The sequence below is a fragment of the Bacillus sp. 103mf genome (genome assembly GCF_900116295.1).
Classification (GTDB): domain Bacteria; phylum Bacillota; class Bacilli; order Bacillales; family Bacillaceae_G; genus Bacillus_A; species Bacillus_A bruguierae.
On record NZ_FPAF01000004.1, the window covers coordinates 35,690 to 52,179 of the forward strand.

Below are 16,490 nucleotides of genomic sequence, written 5' to 3' on the forward strand. Positions count from 1 at the left end.
AAACGATTATTTTAGTTTAGAATCACAGTCTGATTGCGTTTGGTATTGGGGTACATTTATTGTTGGTGCTACGTGTTACCAACCCTTTTAACTTTCGTATTAGAAGAAAATTCTCTTCTTACTACAAATAACCTTATCTAGCCCAACAACATTATTTGGATGTTATTGGGCTAACTGATGTATGAGTTAAATAACTACTTGATTCATACCATGTAGGTTTTAGAATTTCAAAATTTTTGTGGTCTTCCAGTATAACGTATAATCGGCCTATCATTTCTTCTAACTGTTCTGGCGCAAAACGTAAGGACCATACAACCGATGAAAAGATAACCATTCCAGAATAGATAGAATAAAGCATCCAAAAATCTTCGGGAACATTGTTATTAAAATATCCCTCAATTTGTCCGATTGAAAACGGGACACTTCGTTCTCTTTGGAATAAAGCTACTTTTACAAAGTCATGAAGTGGATCTCCCCAATCAAAATTATTAAAATCAATGACACCAGCAAATTTTTTATCTTTCACAATAATATTTTCTAGATGAAAATCATCATGTTGAAATCGATTAGGACGTTTTTTTATATGCTGTTTATTTTCCTCAATGAAATCAATAATTTTTTCATCATTTTTAATCTTTATACCACAAGACTTGTAAGCATTTAGGTATCTATAATGCTTTTCCATCGCTCGGTCATACCAGGTATTAATTGTTGAAGGCGCTTCATACGAATGCATCCTAGATAGTTGTATTCCTGCTTCTATTCCAATTTTATATTGATCTTCCTTTGTTAGCGTTTGTATCATATCTTTTGCGTCTACGCCATCTATAAAAGAGTATATATTATAGCAGGAGTTGAACTCTTCAATCATACCTATATCAATAGGCTGAGGAGATTTAACTCCGAGATTTTTTATATTTTGTAGTATTTGGAACTCGGTTTTCTTCTTTTTATAGCCCTGTATATCACCTACCCGTAATAATAATTTTTCATTATCAAGATGAGCTACATATTTTTTATCTGGTGAGTATCCTTTTGATAATCCTTCAATTTTTTTAGCGTTTTGAAGTAATTTTACTCTTTCTTGAAGAGTCTGTATAACATCGTTCATATATTAACTGCCTCCATCATTCCTTCTATATTTTTATAAAATTAGCAAAAACTACTATATTATAACTTTAATATACCCAGAAAGTATGAGATTAGTAAACTATCGATATAGAATTTAGTATGTAGTAATTGATATGAATAGTTCGCTAATAATTCAGTAAAGTCAAGCGTTTAATATATCTATTGTCTTTCCTATATTTACTACTGTATAATGTGAATACAGTTTAAAATACGTGAATCGTAATCTGTCTTTTTGAATGAATGTGTGAGAAAACGCTGAAAACAGCGGTATTATTAGGAGGAACTACATGATTACAGTAAGTAACGTAAGTTTACGTTTTGCAGATCGTAAACTTTTTGATGATGTTAACATAAAATTCACACCAGGTAACTGTTACGGTTTAATCGGAGCAAACGGTGCTGGTAAATCTACATTTTTAAAAATTTTATCTGGTGAAATTGATCCATCAACAGGAGATGTTCATATTACACCAGGTGAGCGTTTAGCTGTTTTAAAACAGAACCACTTTGAATATGAAGAATTCCCAGTTTTAGAAACAGTTATTATGGGACACACACGTCTTTATGCAGTAATGCAAGAGAAGAATGCGATTTACATGAAAGAAGATTTCAGCGATGAAGACGGTATGCGCGCAGCTGAGTTAGAAGGCGAATTCGCTGAGTTAAACGGTTGGGAAGCAGAATCAGAAGCTGCGATTCTTTTGAAAGGTCTAGGCATTGGTGAAGACCTTCATGCGAAAAAAATGTCTGAGTTAACAGGGGCAGAGAAAGTAAAAGTATTACTTGCACAAGCACTATTTGGTCAACCGGATATTTTATTACTGGATGAGCCTACGAACCATTTAGACTTAAAAGCAATTCAATGGTTAGAAAACTTCTTAATGAACTTTGAAAATACAGTTATCGTTGTATCCCATGACCGTCACTTCTTAAACAAAGTATGTACGCATATGGCGGATCTTGACTTTGGTAAAATTCAACTTTATGTTGGTAACTACGATTTCTGGTATGAATCTAGTCAATTAGCATTAAAGTTAACACAAGATGCTAATAAGAAAAAAGAAGAGAAAGTAAAAGAATTACAAAACTTTATTGCGCGTTTCAGCTCAAATGCTTCAAAAGCGAAACAAGCAACTTCTCGTAAGAAATTATTAGAAAAAATTACATTAGACGATATTAAACCATCTTCTCGTCGTTATCCGTTCGTTGGTTTTACACCAGAGCGTGAAGTAGGGAATGATTTATTATCAGTGGAAGGTCTTTCTAAAACAATCGATGGTGAGAAAGTATTAGATAACGTGTATTTCACTGTTAATAAAGGTGATAAAATTGCATTCGTTGGTCGTAATGAAATTGCAATTACAACTTTATTTAAAATTTTAGCAGGTGAGATGGAGCCAGATAGCGGTTCATTTAAATGGGGCGTTACAACATCTCAGGCGTACTTCCCGCGTGATAACTCTGAGTTCTTCAAAAATAGCGAATATAACTTAGTGGAGTGGTTACGTCAATTCTCGCCACAAGATGAGTCTGAAAGTTTCTTACGCGGATTCTTAGGTCGCATGCTGTTCTCTGGTGAAGAAGTGAAGAAGAACGTTTCTGTTCTTTCTGGAGGAGAAAAAGTGCGTTGTATGCTTTCCAAAATGATGTTAAGCGGAGCAAACGTATTAACATTTGATGATCCAACGAACCACTTAGACCTTGAGTCTATTACAGCATTAAACAATGGTTTAATCGCATTTAAAGGAACAATTTTATTCACATCACATGACCATCAGTTTGTTGAAACAATCGCAAATCGCATTATTGAAGTAACACCGAACGGCTTAGTTGATAAACAATCGACATATGATGAGTATTTAGAAAACGAAGAGCTTCAGAAACAAGTAGAAGCTATGTATAAAGAAGCAAAATAAATAGTAACATCCCCTACATTAAGGGGATGTTTTTTTTGTTTTATTTTTAAAAATTTCTCCTTTCAATATGTCACAAGTAAATAGGTGAAATCGTTTTAAGGGTAAAGGGGGAATGAAGATGAAACATATTGTTATTTTAGGCGGAGGATTTGCTGGTATTAATCTGTTAAATGGATTAAAGAAAGAATTGGGTCACTCACTAGGAAAAGAAGTGAAAATTACGTTAGTGGATAAAAATTCATTTCATTTTCGGAAGGTTTTATTATTTAAGTCAGTTGTTGAAGAGGCTGATTTAAAAGTTCCATTAAAAAGGTATTGTACAAATGGAATGGAATTTCTATGATGCAAACAGAGGTAAACGGTTCTTCTGGAATTGTAATAAGAAATCACACTGGAATACAAGCAGTAATGAGTTTTGAATTTGAAGGGGATAAAATTAAATCCATTTATAATATTGTAAATCCTGATAAACTAAGAGGTTTTCATATGGATACTCATCCTGCAGATTAAAAAATAAGTTAGAAAAGTAGATATTTCATACGGAGCATGCATGTATATAAATACAAATTTAAAAATCGACATAAAAGAGCCCTCTTTCTTTTTAGGGGGGAGAGCATCTGGCCATGCATAGAAGCGACTTATATGTTGAAAAATTAAAATAGATATATAATTATAAAAGGGCTGATTCCTATCATATAGAAATCAGCCCTTTTATATATGTTAAATTCGTTTATCATGCCAAAAGTTTACTTCGAAATGTTCGTTTTCATTATAGCTGTCAAACTCATAGCCTTTTTCCTTTAATCCTTTAATAATAGCAGATACAGCAGAAACAGATTGTGGGTGAATATCGTGTAAAAGAATGACTTCTCTGTTTGTTTTTGCGCCTGCAACTACATTTTCTACAATTTTAGCAGAAGCAGCATCCACTGGCATTTTATTATATCTCCAATCTAAAGAATCAATAGTCCAGTCCCATACTCGCAGACCGTTTTCAGCGACCTGATTTCGCAATGCATCAGTAAGGCCTGGCATGGAACCGTATGGTGGACGCGTTAATTTTGGAGCTTGTCCAATAATATTAGAAATTAATTTTTGATCTTCTTTCATTTCGTTCACATAACCGCCTTGTTTATATAGCTTCGCGTAATCATGTGACATACTATGCATGCCGACATAGTGACCTTCTGATAATTCGCGTTTTACTAAATCTGGATATTCTTTAACGTTAGAGCCAATAAGGAAAAAAGTAGCTTTCGCATCATTTTGTTTTAATATATCTAATAATTGAGCGGTATGCTTTCCTGGACCATCGTCAAAAGTAAGATAAGCTACTTTTCTAACTTGACCATTGTATTGTTGTGGTGTTTCTTTTGGAGCTAGTGCAGTTTGTATTTCACTTACTAGCTGAACAGATTGTGGGGAATCTTCTGTATTGGCACTTACAATATACTTCGATCCTACAGATGCTTCGTATATGCATGAAATTCCTACACACATAATAAGAGTTCTTTTAAATAAAGTTCTGAGAGATGATTTGTTACGCATAAATGTCCTTCTTTCTATTTCTAATAATCCCATTCTATTTCATTCTATTATATTAGTAATTCTATGTATAGTACTGTGAAAAAATATATTTACAAGTAAAGATGTGATTTATGGAATAGATGCAAGATTTTTTGGATTTTGTTTATCAATTGTGTAGCTAAATCATACATTTAAAAAAACGTATGATTTAGAGGGGAAGTGGAATTATGAAGCTCTTTCATTTAAAGGATAAGAAATTCCCTTTTTTTCAACGATTTATACAGAGGGAAAACTTAAACACACATGTAATTATTATGGGAGCAATTCTGCAAAAACAAAAACGTAGTGAAGGAAACGAACAAAGTGGCGGGAGTTTTCATTATATAAAGAAGAAAGTATTATACTTTTGAATGAAACAGCCATTGATTCCTCAATGGCTGTTTCATTTCGTAATAGATTATTTTATCATGCATATTATGCACTTGGCATGGGAGTTGGAGTTGGTTTTGCATAACCTTCTTTATACTGTTTATCGATATATTGGCGAATTTCTAGTGTAGACATTCCATTTTTCTTCAGTGAGACAGATTGTAGAGCGATTTCTAAACAATTGGCACAAGTTGTTGCGTGAGAGTCCCAGATGATTTCACCATTGTCTTTAACTTCACGAACAAAGCAATTTTTATTGCTTTTATGTCTAACGCTTTCTCCACATCCACAATAACAAGGAATCCACTCTAATAATTCATGATCCTCTCCTGCCATTTGATAAATTTTTTGTATCTGTTCAGGCTTTGTAGATAGGAATGAAGGAAGAGTATTGGCTCCCTTTGTTGTTTCTGCAATATCAGTTGCCGTGTAATTATCTCCTGTGGCATGTTCTTGTTCACTTTTTTGTGTTGGAGTTGGTTTTTCTGAAGAAGCTTTCTCTTCATTCGAAGTGCATCCTGCTAAAGAAATTAGAATAAAAAGACAGATTAATAGTAGGATAGGAAAAAGTGTTTTTTTCATATGCGTTCGCTCCTTGTTTTCATATTATAGGTTAACGAATCGTTTTAATATCTTGAATAATTTCTTCGTAAGGTGTATTTGTAAGGGCTGGGTAGCTCTTTACAACAGTTCCGTTCTTATCTACAAGATAGAATTTTGTTCCGTGAATGACTTGTGTTGTACTTGCTGGTTTATCTATCAATGTTTGGAAGCTATTTTTAGCAAAAGCAGTGATTTCTTCTTGTGTATAATTGGTTAAAAAATGCCACTTAGACATATCGGTGTCATATCGGCCCATAAACTCTTTTAATTTTTCTGGCTTGTCCACAGTAGGATCAACACTGAATGAAACAAATTCTACATCTTTGATTCCTTCTTCTTTTAACATATTTTTAAGTTTTGTCATATTGGCTGTCATAGGAGGACAAACAGTTTCACAACTTGTGAAAATAAAGTCTGCTACCCATACTTTTCCTTTTAAGCCCGAGAGACTAAAAGGTTTTCCATTTTGATCGGTATATGAAAACTTCTCCACTTTCCAGTCCAATGAATCTTTCAATTTTTTTTCACCACATGCACTTAAAAATACAATCATGCCAACAATCATCAGTAATCCCATAGTACGAAACTTTTTCATATGTATCCCCTTTCATTTTTTCGTTTTGTATAAGGAGGCTATGTGATAGCCTCCTAACAGATTACTTGTTTCGTAATAAGCGCATACTATTTAAAATAACTATGAGTGCAGCACCTGTATCGCTAAGTACAGCAATCCAAAGTGTGAGCCATCCTGGGAAAATAAAGGCGAGGGCAATGAATTTAACAATCAATGAGAACCAGATGTTCTGCTTGATTATGTGCAATGCTTTACGACTTAACTTCATTGTATAAGGAAGTTTTTCAAGATTGTCTGCCATTAATACAATATCTGCCGTTTCCATTGCGGTATCAGTGCCTGCACCGCCCATAGCAATTCCAAGGTCAGCTGCAGCAAGGGCAGGGGCATCATTAATGCCGTCCCCAATCATAGCTACTGTTTTCCCTTCAGATTGAAGGTGCTTTACAGAATGGACTTTATCTTCTGGAAGTAAGTTAGCGAAATAACGATCCACCTTCGCTTCCTGTGCAATGTGTTCTGCTGTTCCTTCGTTATCTCCCGTTAGCATAACAGTTTCCTGAATACCTGCTCGTTTTAATTCTTGGATTGTTTGATAAGTAGTCGGACGAATGGAATCTGCTACCGAAATCATTCCTAAAATGACTTTGTTAGTTCCAACGAGTATCACTGTTTGACCAATTCTTTGCATCTCTCGGATTGGTTCATTCCACATCTGAAGAGAAACTCCAAAATCTTCATATAAGGTTTTATTTCCAGCATAGTATATTTCTCCATCTAGCGTTACTTGAGCACCTTTTCCTACAATTGAGCGGAAGTCAGTTCCCTTTTGGATAGGGATTTGATGTTCTTTCGCATATGCTGTAATTGCTTTTGCAATTGGATGATTGGAATATTCTTCGATTGTTGCTGCAATTGATAGTAATTCATTTTCAGTACAATTTAGGCTTCGTATATGCATTACCTTTGGTTTTCCTTCGGTCAATGTACCTGTTTTATCAAATGCAATAGCATTTAATGAACCTGCAATTTCTAGAGCTGTACCGCCTTTAATGAGTACACCGTTTCTTGCTGCATTTCCAATCGCAGATACAATTGCAACAGGAGTTGAGATGACTAAAGCACAAGGGCATGCGACAACAAGAAGTTCCAGTCCTTTATAAATCCAATCCATCCATGCACCCATACCAAGAAGGGGAGGAATAATCATTACGCCAATTGCCAATACAAAAACGATAGGGGTATAGATTTTCGCGAAACGATCCACAAATGCTTCTGTGGGTGCTTTCTTTTCTTGTGCTTCCTCCACAAGGTGAATAATTCGAGATAATGTAGTATCCTCAACGAGTTTAGTTACTGTAATCTCAAGAGAGCCTTCTTCATTAATCGTTCCTGCATATACAGAATCACCAATTTGTTTATCAATTGGGATAGATTCACCAGTAATAGGTGCTTGGTTTACAGTAGAAGTTCCCCCTATAACTGTGCCATCTAATGGGATTTTTTCACCAGGTTTCACAACAATAGTTGTATTCACCGTAATATCATCTACAGATTTTTTTATAAGTTCAGTTCCAATTTTCACCCATGCTTCTGAGGGTGCTAAATCAATTAATCCACGAATAGATTCACGCGTACGTTCAATGGATTTATTTTGTAAGGTTGCTCCTAATGCGAATAGCCAAACAACTGTTGCACCTTCTAGCCATTGACCAATTAGAGCTGCACCAATAGCGGCAGATATCATGAGAACATTCATATCCAGCGCTTTACTTCTTATTGCATAAAAGGCACTTTTGGCGGGTTTATAGCTACCAATTAGAATGCTTGCTGCATAGAGAAGTGTAATAAGAAGAGGTGGTGTGTTTGTAAAACCTCCCCCAAATCCTAAAGCTAAAAATAACCCTGAGAGAATCAAAGTTGTATTTTTTGATTTTGAAACAGGTATTGCACCTCTACGAGCTCCTGCTAAAGAGGCTTCAAAGCCTGCATTAGATACTTCTTTTATAATGTTATCTACATTTCGATTATGACGAATTTGCATTTTTCCTGTAGCGAAGTTGACTCGAACTTCCTCTACGCCAGAAACATTTTGTAGATGTTTTTCGATTGTTAAGGCACAAGCTCCGCAGTCCATGCCATTGACTACATATGTTTGTACGTCATCACCTTTTATTTTCGGAGTATCAAGAAGAGGTGATGTGTCTTCGCATGAGCTATCACCACAGCAAGAAGCTTTTGATGTCATTTCTTCTTTTTGTAGGGCTAATTCAGGTGTGCAACAGGAAGAGACCTTTTCGGATTCGGGTTCACAACAAGAATCGGAAGTGTTATTCTCTTTTTTTATCGTATCGGTGTTACTACTGCAGCAAGAAGTTTTCTTAGCAACGGGCACAATTAGAATCTCTTCTTTAGAGGAACAACATGACGATGTTTCTTTTGTTGTTTCTTCTTTTACCGTATCGGTTTTACTACTACAACAGGAAGTCCCTTTAGTAGCAATGGGAACAATCGGAATCTCTTTTTTAGAGGAACAACATGATGATGTTTCCTTCGCTACTTCTTCTTTAACAGGAGTTGGTGAAGAGTCACTGTACGAAGAAGTTTGACAACAACTCGCCTGTTTCTCTTTCTTATCTGTCATGACAATTCTCCTCTTTTTGAGATAAGCATGCATCGTTTTTATCACATGATGCTACTTCGTTCTGTACTTCATGAAATACAACATCAAACATTGTGAGTAGCTGCTCGATTTGTACGTTTCGCAAAGAATAATAGACATATTTTCCTTCTTGTCTTCCAAGGATAATGCCACACCCTTTCAAGCAATTCAGGTGTTGAGATATATTGGATTGATTCCCTTTAATGATTTCTACAATTTCGGATACCGTTTTTTCGCCATCCATCATACACTGAAGAATCTGAAGTCTTGTTTTATCAGCAAAACCACGAATAAATTTGGCTTTTATATCTAAATCATTTGCGTTACACAATTGTATTCACTCCATTCGTATTAGTCATTACTAATATGTTTATTCTTCATTCATATTAGCATTGACTAATATGTGTGTCAAAATATTTTTAAAAATTCTGATAAAAATTCTTTTACTCTATATTTGCTTTGAACAGTTAAGGATAAATAGAGTTTTTGTAGAATGTATTTTACGAATAATTGGATAAAAACCCCTTGACGCGTGAGAAGGAGTTGCTATAATAAATGAAAATACATGAACATATGAACATATATTCATATGTTGTTTCGAAAAATAGGTAGTGGAGGTGAAGGTGTGTTAGATGTTGTTGTGATTGGTGCTGGGCAAGCTGGATTAAGTATGGGTTACTATTTGAAGCAAGGAGGCTATGATTTTGTAATACTTGATGGAGAAAAAAGAATTGGAGATTCATGGAGAAACAGGTATGATTCTTTAGTTTTATTTACACCTAAATCATATAGTTCACTGCCAGGAATGAAATTAGAAGGAGATGAAAATGCATTTCCTACAAAAGATGAAATTGCAGACTATCTTGAAACATATGCAAACCGTTTTTTGTTACCAGTACAGATGGAAATAACTGTACATAAAGTACAAAAAGTAAAAAGTACATTTGAAGTATCTACCGATAAGGGAGTATTTCATTCCAAACATGTCATCATCGCATCTGGTGCTTTTCAGAAACCGTTCATTCCCTCAATTTCTCAAAGTCTTTCACAAGAGGTGTTTCAAATTCATTCTTCTCAATATCAATCACTAGAGACGATTCCAGATGGTCCTGTCCTTGTGGTAGGGGGAGGGAATTCTGGTACACAAATTGCGACTGAACTTGCAGAAAGTCGCGATGTAACCATTGCTATTAGCCATCCACTTAAATTTTTACCACTTAAAATCATGGGTAAAAGCATTTTTCACTGGTTAGAAAAGATGGGTTTCTTATATGCAGGAACTACTACAAAACGAGGATCATGGTTTCAAAAACAAAGTGACCCTATTTTTGGATTTGAATTTAAAAAAATGATACGTAAGGGAAAAATAGAAATCCACTCAAGAGTGATACAAGCACAGGGAGGAGAAATAACTTTTAATGATAGAAGCAAAATAAATGTGCACAATATTATATGGTCAACGGGTTTTGTTCCTCATTACAAATGGATAGACATAGAAGGAATTTTAGATGAAAAAGGATTTCCTCTTCATAAAAGGGGAGTGAGTCCAATTCAAGGTTTATATTATATTGGATTACCGTGGCAATATCAGAGAGGATCAGCACTTATTTGTGGAGTGGGAAGAGATGCTGAGTTTTTATATTCAATTATACAAGGGACTTAAAAAATAACTTAAATGACATTATTAAATCAAAATAAAAAAGTAGCTGTTTTAGCTACTTTTTTATTTTGAAAACGCCAGTTGATAATTTTTATTTCTATAAAATAGAGTATATATTACTACGAATCTACATTACGCATAATGCTTTGAGTAGCGTGCTTAGTTATCCTTTTATACAAGTAGTATGGGAAAACTTTTTTTGTAATTTCAAAGCAACGTTGACGAGTGTGATTAAGACAGGCACTTCCACTAACGGTCCAATAACAGCGGCAAAAGCTGCACCCGAATGAATACCAAATACTCCAACAGCTACAGCGATAGCTAATTCAAAGTTATTACTTGCTGCTGTAAAGGATAATGAAGTTGCAACGGGATAACTTGTTCCCATTTTCTTTGATAAGAAGAATGAAACAAAGAACATGAAGATGAAGTAAATCAGCAATGGAATTGCAATCCGTACAACGTCTAATGGTAATTGAATAATCATTTCGCCTTTAATAGAGAACATCACAACGATTGTGAATAATAAAGCGATTAAGGTTAATGGACTGATACGAGGAACGATCGTTGAATCATACCATTCACGTCCTTTTGTCTTTACAAAAATAAATCGTGTTAACATACCTGCAATAAATGGGATTCCTAGGTAAATGAAGACACTCTTCGCAATTTCCGCCATTGAAATATCAACGACATAGCTCTCCATTCCTAACCATTTTGGTAACACTGTAACGAATACATATGTGTATACAGAATACAGTGAGATTTGAAAAATAGAATTAAAGGCAACAAGACCTGCTGTATATTCACGATCTCCTTGTGCGAGGTCATTCCATACGATAACCATAGCAATGCAACGCGCTAAACCAATCATAATCAAACCAGTCATGTATTCTGGATAACCTTGTAGAAAAATGATTGCTAATATAAACATTAAAATTGGTCCAATGACCCAGTTTTGAAATAAAGATAATAATAGCACTTTCCAGTCTTTAAATACACGCCATATTTCTTCGTAGCGAACTTTTGCTAGTGGTGGGTACATCATAATGATGAGTCCAATGGCAATTGGAATGAAAGTTGTTCCTACTTGTAAGGAATTTAGATGATCAACAAAGTTAGGTGATACATAACCAATTAACACACCTAATGCCATAGCCAGAAAAATCCATAGTGTTAAATAACGATCTAAAAAGGATAGGTTCTTACTGACATTCCCCAATTTATTCTCCTCCTTGAAAGATATTGTTGTTCACTTATATAAGTATACGCTTATATTAGTGTTTGATTATATGTTTTTCAAGTATTTTTAATGAATGGAAGTTTTTCTTTTTAAGGAATCAGTGAAATGTCGTTTATGGCGTAGAAGAAAAGGAAACCTTATAAAAGAGGATTTGTTGCTTAAGTTTTTGAGCTATTAGTATTTTTTAGTTGAATATATAAGTAAATGCTTATATACTTATGGTGAGAAAAGGAGGTTGAGATATGCAAAAGACAATATTAGAAATTGAAAAGGTATCAAGTATCCTTAAATTATTAGGGGATAAAACGCGATTAGCGATGATGCGAATGGTATATGAACAAGAATATTGTGTTTGTAATTTTGTAGATATATTCGAAATGAGTCAACCTTCTATTAGTCAACATGTACGCAAGCTGAAGGATGCAGGGCTTGTGAAAGAAGAAAGACGTGGACAATGGATTTATTACTCCATTAATAACGAAAGTGAATATTACGAATTGATTCAAGATGTGATTCGTCATGTAGCTCTTCCGCAAGGTGCAGATACTTGTGATGATAACTGCTGTAATTAAAAGAAATAATAGGAGATGAACAGACATGACAAAGAAAACAATCTATTTCTTATGTACAGGTAACTCTTGTCGTAGCCAGATAGCTGAAGGGTTCGGGAAAAAGTATTTGGGTGATACATGGAATGTGTACTCTGCAGGGATTGAAGCACATGGCGTGAATCCAAATGCAATTAAAGCAATGAATGAAGTAAATATTGATATTACAGGTCAAACATCAGATATCATCGACCTTGACATTTTAAATAAAGCAGACTTTGTTGTGACATTATGTGGACATGCGAGAGATGTATGCCCAACAATTCCTCCACATGTGAAACATGAACATTGGGGATTTGATGATCCAGCAGGGCAAGATTGGTCAGTGTTTCAACGTGTGCGTGATGAGATTGGTACACGCATTAAGAAATTTGCGGAAACAGGTGAGTAATCAAAACATAGCCGAGAAGAAGTTCTCGGCTTCTTGTATATAGGGGGAAAAGAAAATGAAAAAAATTGAAATTTATGATCCAGCAATGTGTTGTTCAACAGGTGTTTGTGGACCAAGTGTAGACCCAGAATTAATTCGAGTTTCTGTGGCTGTTAACAATTTGAAAAATAAAGGATTTGATATCACACGCTATAATTTAGCAAGTGAACCAGATGCGTTTGCATCAAATGAAATCATCAGTAAATTGTTAATGGAAAAAGGTCCTGAAGTACTTCCTGTTACTCTTGTTGATGGTGAAGTGGTAAAAGAAAAAGAATACTTATCAAATGATGAATTTGTTGCATTAACAGGATTAACAGAAGAAGAGTTAAGTCAAAAGCCTCGTGTACGTTTAGGATTAAACGTGAAAAAGTAAAGAGAAAGAAGGAATAGACATGACTCGTTTATATAATCCACAGACAATGGAATTTACACCATTTCTATTCTTTACGGGAAAAGGTGGTGTGGGAAAAACATCAACTGCATGTGCAACCGCAATCACATTAGCTGATAAAGGAAAGCGTGTATTGCTTGTAAGTACAGACCCAGCTTCGAATTTACAAGATGTGTTTGGTATGGAACTAACGAATCAACCAGTAAAAATTCAAAGTGTAAATAATTTATTCGTAGCTAATTTAGACCCTGAAACAGCAGCAATCCAGTATAAAGAACGGATTGTAGGACCTTATCGTGAAAAACTTCCAGAAGCGGTTATTAATCAAATGGAAGAACAGCTTTCAGGGGCATGTACGGTTGAAATTGCAGCATTCGATGAGTTTTCATCTTTATTAACAAATAAAGAACTAACAAAACAGTACGATCATATTATTTTTGATACAGCACCAACAGGACATACGTTGCGCCTTCTTCAACTTCCAACAGCATGGAGTGGATTCTTAGAAGAAAGTACACATGGTGCTTCTTGTCTTGGGCCACTTGCTGGATTAAGTGAGAAGAAAAAACTGTATGAAGAAACAGTTGCCAAACTGTCTAGTGGAGAACAAACAACATTAGTGTTAGTAACACGTCCAGACATATCTCCATTACAAGAAGCTGCAAGGGCTTCAAAAGAACTTGGAGAAATTGGGGTACAGAATCAAGTGCTACTTATCAATGGGATGATGCAAAATCATGTGAAAGAGGATGAAGTATCCCAAGCTTTTTATGAGAGACAAACAAAGGCATTAGAACAAATACCAGACGAATTAAAGCAGGTTATGACTTACGCTGTTCCTTTAGCGTCGTTTAATATCACTGGTATTGAAAATCTTCGTAAATTATTTATGAACAGTGCGATATTCGATGTGATGACATTAGAATCAAAAGACATGAAAACAGCACCTTTAAAAGATTTGATTGAGAATATACACAAAACTGGTCAAAGTGTTATTTTCACGATGGGGAAAGGCGGCGTGGGAAAAACAACGGTCGCATCTACGATTGCGGTTGGTTTAGTGGAAAAAGGGCACAAGGTTCATTTAACGACTACTGATCCAGCAGCACACTTAGATCATGTCATGCACCATGAATTTGTACATGGCAACTTATCCGTAAGCCGTATTGATCCAAAAGTCGAAGTGGAAAAGTATCGAGAAGAAATTCTGAATCAATCAAGAGAGTTGTTAGATGAGGAAGGATTAGCTTATTTAGAAGAAGATTTACGATCCCCTTGTACAGAAGAAATTGCGATTTTTCGTGCGTTCGCCAACATTGTAGAAAAGGCAAGTAACGAAATCGTTGTTATTGATACAGCACCAACAGGACATACATTATTATTGCTTGATGCAGCACATTCGTATCATAAAGAAATCGAACGTTCGACTGGTGAAGTTCCAGTTTCAGTACAACAATTATTACCACGTCTTCGCAATACAAAAGAAACAGGTGTTGTGATTGTAACATTAGCAGAAGCTACACCTGTGCTTGAAGCAAGTCGTTTGCAAGAAGATTTAAAACGAGCAAACATCACACCAACTTGGTGGGTAATTAACCAAAGTTTATATGCAACGCATACGAAAGACCCTATCCTACATGGCAGAGCAATGTCAGAAATAGAATGGATGTGTGAGGTCGAAAAAAGATCGAATGGACAATATGTTGTGATCCCTTGGAAAGCACAAGATATTGTTGGCTATAAAAATTTAAAACATTTAACAGTGTAAAATAGAAGAGGAGAGATTAACATGATTATTACAGATGGAGCAAAAACATATATTGGAGAAATTATGAAAGAGCATGGTGTATTCACATTACGTTTTTCATTTGAAGGTACAGGATGTTGTGGACCAAGCTGGGGAATGTCGTTAGCTGCAGTACAAGAAGACGATGTTGTACAAACAATTAATGGGCTAGAGATTGCAATTGATAAAAAGGTTTTAGATACAGTAGATAAACTTACTCTTGATTTTGAAGGCAACGGGGAAGAAGCAGGTTTGGTCTTCCACGGAGGAGAAAGCTGCTGTTAGAGATAGAAAAAAGGTCTCCTTAAACGGGGCTGTTGACAAAAAGGGGGAGCGCTTTGCGTTTCCTCTTTTTGTCAACAGCCCCTTATCGACAGGTTCTCTTTTTCTATGTGATTTTATTCGTTTTTATGAAAGTTATTTATTTAAAAGAATAAAATAAATTGTCACGGTGAAGGAGTAGTAGTGGTATAAAAATTTATTAGAAATTTATTTTTATTTTGTATCCTTTCAATATAATAGCTTGAAAGGAGAATTCTATGAGAAAATTATTTAAAGTATTAAAAAATGTATTTGCTATGTTCATTTCAGTTCTTTTGCTTGTATCAGTATCTGTATGTATATACCATAACTACAAATTAAGTAAGGAATCAGCGTTAATTAAAAGTAAGGGGACGTTAGTTCAATTTAATAACAAAAAAATCAATGTATATAATGAAGGGAGCGGTGAGGATACATATGTATTTATGTCTGGTGCTGGGATAGCTGCTCCTGTTTATGAGTTTAAAGGTTTGTATAGCAAATTTTCAAAAGAGAATAAAATAGCTGTCGTAGAAAGAGCGGGTTATGGTTACAGCGATGCTTTTGAAGATAACAGAGATATTGATACAATATTAGAACAGACTAGGAAGGCACTTATTCAAAGTGGGAATAAGCCACCATATATATTAATGCCACACTCTTTATCAGGCCTAGAAGCTATCTACTGGGCACAAAAGTATCCGCATGAGATAAAGGGGATCATTGCTTTAGATATTGGCTTGCCGCAACAGTATGTAACGTATAAACGAGATCTAGTTGATACACTAAAAATAAAAGGAATGAATATTTTCACAAAAATCGGATTGCATCGATTCGTACCATCTTTAGCTTATAATCCTGAAGTAATTCGGCAGTCTTTTTTAACTGAACAGGAAAAAGAAGTGTATAAAGCGATAGCCAATAAACAATTTTTTAATGATGATATGGAGCAAGAGCTTTTACAGGCATATGAAAATGGGAGGAAATCAATTCATCTACCGTTTCCAAAAGAAACACCGATATTGTTTATAGACGCGGTTGCTGAACAATATAAAAACTCGAAATATGCAAAACAAAATTATAAAGATTATAAGCACTTTGCCAAACAACTGTTAAGATCAGAAGTTATAAAAGTTAGCGGTACACACTGTATTTATTTATACGAACCAGATGAAATCTACAATCTTACAATGGAGTTTATGAATAAAAAAGATAAAAAATGAAGGG

Annotated in this window: 18 protein-coding genes; 11 read left to right on the forward strand and 7 right to left on the reverse strand. The window is 34.9% G+C overall.

Annotation, left to right across the window (positions count from 1 at the left end; genetic code table 11):
- Positions 1-151 precede the first annotated feature (151 nt).
- Positions 152-1,111 (reverse strand): aminoglycoside phosphotransferase family protein, encoded by a 960-nt coding sequence (locus tag BM350_RS12125; RefSeq protein ID WP_090914935.1) that lies wholly within the window; start codon positions 1,109-1,111, stop codon positions 152-154.
- A gap of 307 nt (positions 1,112-1,418) precedes the next feature.
- Between BM350_RS12125 and BM350_RS12130 the strand changes: the two genes are divergently transcribed.
- The 3 genes from BM350_RS12130 (at position 1,419) to BM350_RS26925 (ending at position 3,557) form a co-directional block, all read left to right on the forward strand.
- Positions 1,419-3,047, forward strand: coding sequence for an ABC-F family ATP-binding cassette domain-containing protein (locus BM350_RS12130; RefSeq protein ID WP_090914934.1), 1,629 nt, complete (start codon positions 1,419-1,421; stop codon positions 3,045-3,047).
- Positions 3,048-3,165: 118 nt separating this feature from the next.
- Complete coding sequence (locus BM350_RS12135) at positions 3,166-3,390, forward strand: FAD-dependent oxidoreductase (RefSeq protein WP_090914932.1); 225 nt, start codon at positions 3,166-3,168, stop codon at positions 3,388-3,390.
- Positions 3,387-3,557 carry a hypothetical protein gene (locus tag BM350_RS26925; RefSeq protein WP_170857695.1) on the forward strand — a complete coding sequence of 57 codons (171 nt, stop codon included), beginning with the start codon at positions 3,387-3,389 and terminating at the stop codon, positions 3,555-3,557. Before BM350_RS12135 ends, BM350_RS26925 begins: the two co-directional genes overlap by 4 nt.
- Positions 3,558-3,767: 210 nt before the next feature.
- Here BM350_RS26925 and BM350_RS12140 read toward each other — a convergent pair whose 3' ends face one another.
- Complete coding sequence (locus BM350_RS12140) at positions 3,768-4,595, reverse strand: peptidoglycan-N-acetylglucosamine deacetylase (protein WP_090914931.1); 828 nt, start codon at positions 4,593-4,595, stop codon at positions 3,768-3,770.
- A gap of 206 nt (positions 4,596-4,801) precedes the next feature.
- Between BM350_RS12140 and BM350_RS12145 the strand changes: the two genes are divergently transcribed.
- Positions 4,802-4,984, forward strand: a complete 183-nt coding sequence (locus tag BM350_RS12145; RefSeq protein WP_090914929.1) for a hypothetical protein — start codon at positions 4,802-4,804, stop codon at positions 4,982-4,984.
- 64 nt (positions 4,985-5,048) lie between these two features.
- Here BM350_RS12145 and BM350_RS12150 read toward each other — a convergent pair whose 3' ends face one another.
- The 4 genes from BM350_RS12150 to BM350_RS12165 all read right to left on the reverse strand — a co-directional run bounded on the left by BM350_RS12150 (position 5,049) and on the right by BM350_RS12165 (position 9,173).
- Positions 5,049-5,585, reverse strand: coding sequence for a PCYCGC motif-containing (lipo)protein (locus BM350_RS12150; protein WP_090914927.1), 537 nt, complete (start codon positions 5,583-5,585; stop codon positions 5,049-5,051).
- Between the two features lie 31 nt (positions 5,586-5,616).
- The gene (locus BM350_RS12155; RefSeq protein WP_090914925.1) at positions 5,617-6,201 is read right to left on the reverse strand and encodes an SCO family protein; all 585 of its coding nucleotides are present in this window, start codon (positions 6,199-6,201) and stop codon (positions 5,617-5,619) included.
- Positions 6,202-6,262: 61 nt separating this feature from the next.
- Positions 6,263-8,824 (reverse strand): heavy metal translocating P-type ATPase, encoded by a 2,562-nt coding sequence (locus tag BM350_RS12160; protein ID WP_090914923.1) that lies wholly within the window; start codon positions 8,822-8,824, stop codon positions 6,263-6,265.
- Complete coding sequence (locus tag BM350_RS12165) at positions 8,814-9,173, reverse strand: ArsR/SmtB family transcription factor (RefSeq protein WP_090914921.1); 360 nt, start codon at positions 9,171-9,173, stop codon at positions 8,814-8,816. The genes BM350_RS12160 and BM350_RS12165 overlap by 11 nt, the downstream gene beginning before the upstream one ends.
- A gap of 294 nt (positions 9,174-9,467) precedes the next feature.
- On the opposite strand from BM350_RS12165, the gene BM350_RS12170 reads away from it, so the two are divergent.
- Positions 9,468-10,505 (forward strand): flavin-containing monooxygenase, encoded by a 1,038-nt coding sequence (locus tag BM350_RS12170; protein ID WP_090914919.1) that lies wholly within the window; start codon positions 9,468-9,470, stop codon positions 10,503-10,505.
- A 160-nt stretch (positions 10,506-10,665) separates the two neighbouring features.
- Here BM350_RS12170 and arsB read toward each other — a convergent pair whose 3' ends face one another.
- Positions 10,666-11,724 (reverse strand): ACR3 family arsenite efflux transporter, encoded by a 1,059-nt coding sequence (gene arsB, locus BM350_RS12175; RefSeq protein WP_090914918.1) that lies wholly within the window; start codon positions 11,722-11,724, stop codon positions 10,666-10,668.
- A gap of 263 nt (positions 11,725-11,987) precedes the next feature.
- Here arsB and BM350_RS12180 point away from each other — a divergent pair, with 263 nt between their 5' ends.
- The 6 genes from BM350_RS12180 to BM350_RS12205 all read left to right on the forward strand — a co-directional run bounded on the left by BM350_RS12180 (position 11,988) and on the right by BM350_RS12205 (position 16,486).
- Positions 11,988-12,317, forward strand: coding sequence for an ArsR/SmtB family transcription factor (locus BM350_RS12180; RefSeq protein WP_090914916.1), 330 nt, complete (start codon positions 11,988-11,990; stop codon positions 12,315-12,317).
- 25 nt (positions 12,318-12,342) lie between these two features.
- Positions 12,343-12,744 carry an arsenate reductase (thioredoxin) gene (arsC, locus tag BM350_RS12185; RefSeq protein WP_090914914.1) on the forward strand — a complete coding sequence of 134 codons (402 nt, stop codon included), beginning with the start codon at positions 12,343-12,345 and terminating at the stop codon, positions 12,742-12,744.
- A gap of 55 nt (positions 12,745-12,799) precedes the next feature.
- Positions 12,800-13,159: an arsenite efflux transporter metallochaperone ArsD gene (arsD, locus tag BM350_RS12190; RefSeq protein ID WP_035432312.1), complete on the forward strand. Its 360-nt coding sequence runs from the start codon at positions 12,800-12,802 to the stop codon at positions 13,157-13,159.
- 19 nt (positions 13,160-13,178) lie between these two features.
- Positions 13,179-14,945, forward strand: coding sequence for an arsenical pump-driving ATPase (arsA, locus tag BM350_RS12195; RefSeq protein WP_090914913.1), 1,767 nt, complete (start codon positions 13,179-13,181; stop codon positions 14,943-14,945).
- Positions 14,946-14,966: 21 nt separating this feature from the next.
- Positions 14,967-15,248, forward strand: coding sequence for a HesB/IscA family protein (locus BM350_RS12200; protein ID WP_090914911.1), 282 nt, complete (start codon positions 14,967-14,969; stop codon positions 15,246-15,248).
- A gap of 254 nt (positions 15,249-15,502) precedes the next feature.
- Positions 15,503-16,486, forward strand: a complete 984-nt coding sequence (locus tag BM350_RS12205; protein ID WP_090914909.1) for an alpha/beta fold hydrolase — start codon at positions 15,503-15,505, stop codon at positions 16,484-16,486.
- Positions 16,487-16,490 lie beyond the last annotated feature (4 nt).